Source organism: Poseidonocella sp. HB161398 (assembly GCF_005870025.1).
Lineage (GTDB): Bacteria > Pseudomonadota > Alphaproteobacteria > Rhodobacterales > Rhodobacteraceae > Mangrovicoccus.
Window position 1 is genome coordinate 1 of the sequence record NZ_VATA01000130.1, and the last position, 8,063, is coordinate 8,063.

At 45.6% G+C, this 8,063-nt stretch carries 8 protein-coding genes; 4 read left to right on the forward strand and 4 right to left on the reverse strand.

Going from position 1 to position 8,063, the window contains the following annotated elements; all coding sequences use genetic code 11:
- Window positions 1-180 precede the first annotated feature (180 nt).
- From FGX59_RS35195 to FGX59_RS35210, 4 genes are all read right to left on the reverse strand, one after another.
- Window positions 181-1,923 (reverse strand): hypothetical protein, encoded by a 1,743-nt coding sequence (locus FGX59_RS35195; protein ID WP_138473204.1) that lies wholly within the window; start codon window positions 1,921-1,923, stop codon window positions 181-183.
- Between the two features lie 70 nt (window positions 1,924-1,993).
- Complete coding sequence (gene motA / locus FGX59_RS35200; protein WP_138473206.1) at window positions 1,994-2,863, reverse strand: flagellar motor stator protein MotA; 870 nt, start codon at window positions 2,861-2,863, stop codon at window positions 1,994-1,996.
- Window positions 2,864-2,881: 18 nt separating this feature from the next.
- Complete coding sequence (locus FGX59_RS35205; RefSeq protein WP_138473208.1) at window positions 2,882-3,451, reverse strand: MotE family protein; 570 nt, start codon at window positions 3,449-3,451, stop codon at window positions 2,882-2,884.
- A 347-nt stretch (window positions 3,452-3,798) separates the two neighbouring features.
- On the reverse strand, window positions 3,799-4,284 hold the full coding sequence (locus FGX59_RS35210) for a flagellar basal body-associated FliL family protein (RefSeq protein ID WP_138473210.1): 486 nt from the start codon (window positions 4,282-4,284) through the stop codon (window positions 3,799-3,801).
- Between the two features lie 78 nt (window positions 4,285-4,362).
- Between FGX59_RS35210 and fliF the strand changes: the two genes are divergently transcribed.
- Genes fliF through FGX59_RS35230 form a run of 4 tightly spaced genes read left to right on the forward strand, consistent with a single transcriptional unit; the run spans window position 4,363 to window position 7,582 of the window.
- Window positions 4,363-6,012 carry a flagellar basal-body MS-ring/collar protein FliF gene (gene fliF / locus FGX59_RS35215; protein WP_138473212.1) on the forward strand — a complete coding sequence of 550 codons (1,650 nt, stop codon included), beginning with the start codon at window positions 4,363-4,365 and terminating at the stop codon, window positions 6,010-6,012.
- A gap of 5 nt (window positions 6,013-6,017) precedes the next feature.
- Entirely contained in the window at window positions 6,018-6,629 is a 612-nt protein-coding gene (locus FGX59_RS35220; RefSeq protein ID WP_138473214.1) for a hypothetical protein, read from the forward strand.
- A 22-nt stretch (window positions 6,630-6,651) separates the two neighbouring features.
- Entirely contained in the window at window positions 6,652-6,867 is a 216-nt protein-coding gene (locus FGX59_RS39935) for a FliM/FliN family flagellar motor C-terminal domain-containing protein (RefSeq protein WP_138473216.1), read from the forward strand.
- Window positions 6,809-7,582, forward strand: a complete 774-nt coding sequence (locus FGX59_RS35230) for a flagellar type III secretion system pore protein FliP (protein ID WP_171060989.1) — start codon at window positions 6,809-6,811, stop codon at window positions 7,580-7,582. The genes FGX59_RS39935 and FGX59_RS35230 overlap by 59 nt, the downstream gene beginning before the upstream one ends.
- The last annotated feature ends 481 nt before the right edge of the window (window positions 7,583-8,063 follow it).

Sequence of the window (8,063 nt, forward strand, 5' to 3'; positions counted from 1 at the left end):
GTTGGACGGCAAGGCTACCCCGCCACACGATCGCCCAGCGGCGTCTACAGACCGGGATCCGGGGTGACCGGATGTCCCGGAATCCGTGACCGGGTCAAATCGGAGTCACTGACCGGATGTTATCGGAATGCCTGACCGGATGGCCCCGGAACGCGCAGTCTAAGGTCAGGACGCTTAAGTTTAGCGTCCAGATTCAACTCTAGAGCGTAACCTCGAACTCGAATCAATCAGTTGTCGATACTGCAACCAAGGGTCAGAGAACGTTTCTATAGATGGTTCTATATCGTCTTTCTGCTTTGATTCTGCACTCTCGCCATGCGCTTCCGACGCTTGATTGAGTTCCATTTCCGGAGCCAATAGATCAAAAGATTCAGAAATCGCCTCATCAATTTTATCCTTCATGTTATCGGACACGCAATTCTTCAGCTCCATGAATTCACTTCGTGTCGAGAGAGAAATTATGTCTCCATTTGTTGCAGTGAGAAGAAAATTCTTCAGGAAGCCTTCACACAAATCTCTCGCCTTTCCTCGATAGCGGGAGCGTCCATTTATGGTCTCAGAGATATACTTCAAGGCACCCAGCCAATTATTTTCTTGAGTGAATATTCCTATAATAGCTGAATGAATTCGGTCCTCTCCTGGAACGCCGCTCGCCATCCGGCCAACTCCTTCCATATCCGTACGCATTATTGCATCAAAGGAGGACTGACTTCCTTCTGGTGCTGGGGACTCAATAGAGATCTCACCCAAAGAATTCATGGCTACTTTACCCAACTTGCTACTAACAATTTCTGCACTCTCGTGCATTTCATTAGGCCAGATTTTGCCGGATGATATCGACAAAATTTCTTTAAGATTATGTAGATCCGTTTGCTTTGCTTCCTCGGCGAGCTCTCGAATTCTCCCAGCAATTGGATCAGGAAGGCTCCTAAAAAAAAAGAAAAGCTCCGCCATGTCTTCTTTCGACAGATCACCGTCCGAGGTGTCGAAAAGAGATGTCCAAAATTTCGCACCAATTGAGCAGTCAGACATGTCTAGAATAAGCCTATTATCCGACACTGGAGTGCCTTCGAGTGTAGCTACAATAGACTCGAGGATTTCGCTCAAGTCGTCGCTTAAAAAAGCATCAGAAAATGCCTTTGACTCCTCAAGTAGAAGGTTTCCCAGGAAAAAAATAGCTACGTCGATTGATTTCTTCTCATCAACACGAAATTTTTCGTCGAGTACGCTTGCGTACGGCGGCGATTTGATCGTCTTCCAATCTTCTAAATTCCAGCTTGGTTTGATCGCGACAAGCGAAGTCTCTAATTCGGATCTGCAGGAGAGGCCCTTATACTCAGGGCCGCGAACCAAATTCGCTTGTCCCGCGGACACATAACTCAAATCCAATAAATCTATGGACTGGCTTTGGAGGGGAGGGCGTTCCTTCTCCTCGGAGAGGTCCCTGGCGGAAAGATGTCCATCCAGAATTGATCTGGACACATCCAGAAACAGCATTGGGAGGCCTTCTTCAAATGATTTGTGGTTTTCATATAGCTGCCTTCTCGCGCTGGTCTGAGTGGGTGGGGCCAGCAGTGATTTTAACGGATCAAATTCGTTACCAGCCGCGCTATAATTGTCTGGCGAAGTCGCATATTCAGACGGATGCCAGTTGACTTGAAAAGGTTGAAACCCATTAAAATCAATATTTCCATCAAGGATCTTTAGAATATGAACTTTACTTGAAACTTTGAGAATTCTGAAATTGCAATCGCATGCCACTTTGAGAAGTTCGCCGCCATCCGGTACTATTTCCAGAGAAACTTTTCTTAAAGAGTCTGGTATAGAAACGGTCCCTGATTCACTTGCTCTATCAGGAATAAAGATAGAGATTTCGCTTTCAGAGGAATCTAGAACAGAAGAGTGATAAATTGCAACATTCACGCCTTCTTGGAATTCAAGGTATTCGCCAGCGACTACAGCTCGCCCTATACATAAGAAGATAAAAAAAAAATCATTCCGACGCCTGCTTGGCTAGTTTTAACGCATCTTCTAAGGATGAAAAGGACGGCCGAAGATTCTCCGGGATGTTCTGCCGTCCGACCTCAATACATATATTTGTCGAATGTTTGTACAAGTTGGCTACTAGAACTTCCCGAATTATTCTATAAAACATTGCCTCACCCTCTAAAACTATCTTAATGCGACTTGCGAACGGACCCACTAATCCATAAGCTAAGAAAACTCCAAGAAATGTTCCTACGAGCGCCCCGCCAATCATCTTTCCTAGAACCTCGGGGGGTTGGTCTATGGATCCCATCGTCTTAATAACTCCTAGAACCGCTGCGACAATTCCGAGTGCCGGAAGTCCATCGGCCATCATCTGCAGTGCGTGCGATGAGTGCAGTGCGTGTTCTTCTAGGGATGATATTCTCTTTTCTAGCACGTCTTCGACCTGATGAGGATCATCATAGTTCATAGAAACGGATCTCATTGTGTCGCATATTATTCCAACGGCTACTATGTCGTTTGCGATACTCGGATATCTTGAAAAAATACTAGATTCGATAGGGTTCTCTATGTGCTCTTCAAGGCCGACCGGATTCTGTCGCGCCATCCTAAGAATCTCGAACAAGAGGCATAAAAGACTCTCATAATGATCTGCTTTCCATTTGGGTCCCGAAAAAACCTTCTTTACATCAGAAATCGTATGTTTTGAACCTTTCCCGTCATTCGAAATTAGAAAAGCTCCCAGGGCAGCTCCACCAATCATCATAAGCTCAAATGGCAAAGATTTAATGATAATTGCCATCTTGCCACCCGCCAGTATATATCCTCCAAATACCATACAAAATATAACAATAATTCCAACCACAGCAATCATCTTGACGATCCAAATTTGTTACTGAGCATTGCGACCTGAGATAATTGCTATTATTGAATAAGACTTTTCAGATGTGAGTCCACCCAACACCTGAGCCGCCTTGGGCGGGGGCATTTTGGAAATAAATCCCGCCGCGAGATTTGGATCCATCATCTCAAAAATTGGGCTTAGATCTTCGGTCTTCATCTCTGAGTATACAGACAAAATTCGCTGTACGTCGGAGCTCGCAGCGTCCTTCGCGATGGATATAGACGCCAATAGAGTTTCCTCGGCATTTTTTAACTCAGTCAGTTTCGATTCAATTTCGCGCTCTCTTTCTAATAGAACTTTTTCCCTTTCGTCGAGGCGGTCTTGTCGATCTTGTAAAGATTTAAGTTGAAGTTTATTTTTCTCGATGAGCGCATCTATTTCACTTGCCTCCCTTCCTTGACCAACTTCCTCCAAAACCGCTATGTCACTATCAATCTGAGAGTCATTCTCTAGTGCTATTCCGTACTTTACAAGAATAGATAGAGCCAGAGCTCCGATTGAAAGGATGTACAAAGCTTCATTAGCCTTAGGCAACTTATTAAATGAAAATTTGTACATTATCTATTGCACGTTTCTAATGAACTTTGCATTCAAATGTTGATCTCGGTTCGGATATTGTTGGTCATGTTTGGACGTTTTAATTCTGCGCATCGTCTCTTCTAGACTTCGTTGAACTGAATCTGCTTCATCGACTTGAGTCCTTAGGCGGATTTTCCGGCTACGAATTTTTGCGTCCTCACGAAGTAGATCTCGAACTACTTCCTTCAGGTGGCAACTTGCGACTGAAATGCTTGCCCTGTGCCGCGCCTCAATTCGGCTCAACCTAGCTATTTGGACCAAAACTCTCCAACAAGAATAATTCGTAAGAATTATCCCCAGCACCACGAGAATGTCAAACAAGTCTTTCATGGTATAAATAGCAGCTTGGAGATCAAAAAGTCATTAATGGTGCCATCATCAAATAGCAACTGTATTCTTCGGAGAATTTGAATTTTCAAGACGTAAATGAATTCCGGGCGATCGAACTCCTCAGCTTCTATAGACCTGAGGTAAGTGTTAATTGAGTCAGATATTCGAGGCATCTCCGCTACGACCTTAGAAACCTTATCGTCGCGAACTTCAATATATGATTCCAGCCTAATATTTACGCTCATCTCTCCACGCGAACTTGTCAGCATTATTTCTGGAATATCTATGTATGTTCTTACCCCTTTGTCTTCTGTTCTGGAGTTATCAATTCGAGAAGGTTCTTCCTGAGGGAGGGAGCTCTTCGCTCTCTCCATAAAATAGAGGGTTGCGCCACCAAAAGAGCCACCTCCTAGGATTCCCGCCGTAGCGAGGCCAGCTAAAACAAATGGCCGGATTGATGTAGGTTCGATTTCTTCGTCCATGCTGACTTCCTGAGCCTCTTGCGTCCGTTTTGTTTTATGAAGTCATATTGGCTAATATGTTATTAACGGATTTCCGCTATGTTCCCGTTGATGCGATCTTTTGAGGGTAGAATGCCAGAACAAGGTAAAGTTTGGAATCTGCGCAATGCCATTGGTTCGAGCAGCGCTGTTGCTCTTGTTCTGTCCGCAGTGGCAATATTCGTTGTTTATTCTATGGTGCAGATCGTATTTTCAGACCGAATGACCCTTCTGTATGGAGGCTTAGATGAATCCGAGCTCAGTTCCATATTAGACCGGCTGGATGGGAAGGGCGTTGATTATCACGTAAGGGGAAATGCAGTTTTTGTGAAAGAGGACGAAAAGGATAAGTTGCGAATGGTTCTCGCAGGTGAAATGCTGCCTAGAAAATCGCAAAATGGGTATGAAATACTCGAGGATCTAAATGCTTTTAGCTCTACCTCGCAAATGTATGACGCTGCCTTGCATAGAGCCCTGGAAGGCGAGTTGTCTAGAACAATTTCTGCGAGCGACTTCGTCACGTGGGCGAGAGTTCATTTGTCTTTGTCGAAGAGATCCGGGCTTCAGGGTAATGTACACTCATCGGCGTCCGTTTTGGTTCGTCCAGTGGGAGACGCTCTTAGTTACAGTCAGGTAAAGGCAATTCGGCATTTGATTGCTTCTTCTGTGGCGGGATTGGGCACGGGGAATGTTTCCGTAGTGAACGCAGTAAGTGGAATTCTAGAGTCGGATCTTGATTTCGAAGTTGGCGATGCGCGCGAGTTGATTTCGGGAATGAGGTCCAGAGCAGAAAGCCTTTTGAGCGCATACGTTGGATATGGGAATAGTCGTGTCGAAATTTCTGTTGAAACCGACAATAGAACGGAACGTATAGTTGAAAAACTGGTAGACCCTGATCGACGCGTTGAGATTAGTTCTGAAACAAGAGATCTGTCAAATGTAGAAAATTCGTCTGACTCAGGAGCGGTGACCGTCGCGTCAAATGTGCCGAATTCGAACCAGGGAGGGAACGCTACACAGAAGGATTCGAGGCAAGGCTCGGAAAGGAACGAAAGAAAAAATTACGAGATATCAGAGACGAATCGGCAAACCGATGTTCCCCCTGGAAAGATTGAGAGAATTTCAGTTGCTATTCTCGTCAGTGATCTAAAAAATCAGGACGAGAATGGAGAAGTGGAGTGGGTGGCGCGTAGCGAGGCTGAACTTGCCGACCTGAAGGAGCTAGTCTCCTCAGCTATTGGCGTTGATGAGGAGCGAGGTGACGTAGTGACGATAAAATCAATGCGATTCCACGCTGGGCAATTCGGGGTTCCGGAATTACCGGATTTAAAACCCGAAGCTTTGGGCGGTGTCTTGGTTCCCGTTATCAAAACGGTGTTAATCTGCTGCGCGATACTCGGGGTGTCCATATTTGTTTTGAAGCCTTCTTTAATAGATAATCTAACGTATTCCATTGACGGCCAAATTGGCAATAATGCAGAGTTGGAGGAGTTATCTTCCGATGTAACGAATACAGCGCTTGAATTCAGCAATAGTGATATAGGTTCAGGCGAGCTAGATTTTCCTAGCTTCGAATCTATAGATGTCGGCGACTATGAGGAGATTGGATTGGGGAGCGGTGGAGGTCTTTTATCTTCTGTTGATTCAAGACGAAATGACGCTATTGAGATTCTTCGTGGCTGGCTAGAAATCGGATTTGAGAAAGGCTGAAAGGTATGAGTGAGCATAACAGGCCTTTTTCTTTCGAAAAGTTTTACTTACACACTAATGAACAAAATTGTTCGGAAGATGTGCATGCAAAACTTCTTCAAGTTGGATCTTTTGAGAAGGGATATAGGGCTGGATGGACTGATCTGGAAAGTAGCCGATTGGGAAAAGATATGAGGATTCATGAGGATGTTGGAAGGCTACTTGCGAGTATTCGGGAAGAGAGGGCGAGTTCTGAAATTTCATTGAGAAAGGATATGGTTTTAGCGTTTATGGATTCGATAAGGTGTCTTCTGGAGGGGCACGCTCTGTCGTTCCTCGTTCCGCTGGTGGATGGCGCCGTGAAAGCGCGTGCGTCTAGTGAAAACTCATGCGTTTCCTATATTAAGGTGTCACGTGAAACTTTTGAAAATTTTTTTTCATGCTCCAGCCGAATTGAGGGGCTTCAAGTTCAAGTTTGCGAAGCGGTTCCGGATTGTGTGGTGGAGATGGACACAACAGAGGGCATAGATTCTTACGAATACGATTTTAATCTACTAGTAAGTGAAATGAGTGAAGTCGCTTCGCAGATTGTTGATTCGTATTTTTCACATAATTACGGGACGGATAAAATTGAGTAGAGTTCAAGGTATTGTTCTTGAGATGAGAATTGTCATCGGTGCGAGGTCAATCTCTCTCAGTGAGATTTGTCGAATTCCAAAGGGGCAGGTGATCCCTCTGAAAAGGAGTGCGTCTGATCCTGTTGAGATTTATGTTGGGGATCGACTTATTGGATTGGGAGAGCTGGAGGAGGAAAGTAGTGAAGGAGAGACAATGCTCGGAGTTCGAATTATTGAAGTTTTTAAAGAGGACTCTTGAGGTTTCTTCCGCGGTTCTTTTTGTGTGGACATTGATTTATTCCGGGCCTGCCGTTTCTTTGGGGGCGGATTCTTCCTTTTCCGATTTGAATGGAAGGGTGTTGGGGGGCGTACTTCTTGTTTCCGGCATTTCAATTGTTCCGCTCTTTGTTGTTGTGTGTACTTGTTTCCCATTTTTGATTGTCGTTTTTTCAATTTGCAGGCAGGCGATAGGATTGCAACAGTCTCCGCCAAACCTTCTACTTGTTGCGCTTTCTTTGGCTCTTACTTTGTTCATAATGGGAACGGAAATTCAGGAATCTTGGGTTTTTGGCGTTATTCCATTTCTTAACGGGGAGGCCGACATTGGGGAGTTTATTCAAAATTTTTCTCGCCCATATGTCGACTTTATGCAGGGGAATTCACGGGGGGACGTTCTGCAGTATTTCGTTGATAGATCGGGACTGGAGGAAATTTCATCCTTGAATGCAGTCGAGAAAATGTCCTTTCTGGTGCCGTCTTTTGTGCTCAGTGAGTTGTCCCGTGCGTTTCTTGTTGGGTTTTATATCTCTCTGCCCTTTCTGATGATAGACCTTGTGACTGCGGCCATTCTTATGTCTATGGGGATGATGATGGTGCCTCCCGCAGTTGTTTCGATGCCTTTCAAGTTAGCGTTCTTTGTTGTTGCAAACGGTTGGCTATTTCTGTCGGCCTCGATGATCGAGTACTATCAATAGATGGTTCAGGTTGCGGGCGCTGTCTTCATCCTGAAGGCTGTTTTATCGATCCGCATGCGGTGCATCTCGACGGCGTTGATGATGGGTTGGGCAGCTTCTCCTGACGGCACTTGTGCCAGGGTGATCCGGAGAGTATCAGGAGTTTTGGATGAAGAAGGACGTATCCATTATCGGCGTGGATCTGGCCAAGTAGGTCTTCCTGAGCTTGCCCCCGGATCTCGGACCGTGGGTTGAAGTACTTCCAGAGAGAGGGAACCGAAATGAGCAGACAGCCCCGCCGCCACTTCACTACCGAGTTCAAGGTGCAGGCCGTCGCGCGGCTCTCGGAGCCCCCTAACTTCGAGAGCTGGGGGCGGGAAATCGATGGTCCCTGGAGGCCACGGGACGCATTTTCAATAAGTTACAGGGCTGAAATGGCCGAATTCGGCCCAAGCTCCGTAGTTACACGCCGTATTGCATAACCCACTTGGAAAGCGATGGA

What these genes read in the sequence shown, in the direction of transcription:
- FGX59_RS35220 (WP_138473214.1), top strand. Translation starts at nt 6,018, where the DNA reads ATGAGTGAGCATAACAGGCCTTTTTCTTTCGAAAAGTTTTACTTACAC.
- fliF (WP_138473212.1), top strand. Translation starts at nt 4,363, where the DNA reads ATGTTCCCGTTGATGCGATCTTTTGAGGGTAGAATGCCAGAACAAGGT.
- motA (WP_138473206.1), bottom strand. Translation starts at nt 2,863, where the DNA reads ATGATTGCTGTGGTTGGAATTATTGTTATATTTTGTATGGTATTTGGA.
- FGX59_RS35205 (WP_138473208.1), bottom strand. Translation starts at nt 3,451, where the DNA reads ATGTACAAATTTTCATTTAATAAGTTGCCTAAGGCTAATGAAGCTTTG.
- FGX59_RS39935 (WP_138473216.1), top strand. Translation starts at nt 6,652, where the DNA reads ATGAGAATTGTCATCGGTGCGAGGTCAATCTCTCTCAGTGAGATTTGT.
- FGX59_RS35210 (WP_138473210.1), bottom strand. Translation starts at nt 4,284, where the DNA reads ATGGACGAAGAAATCGAACCTACATCAATCCGGCCATTTGTTTTAGCT.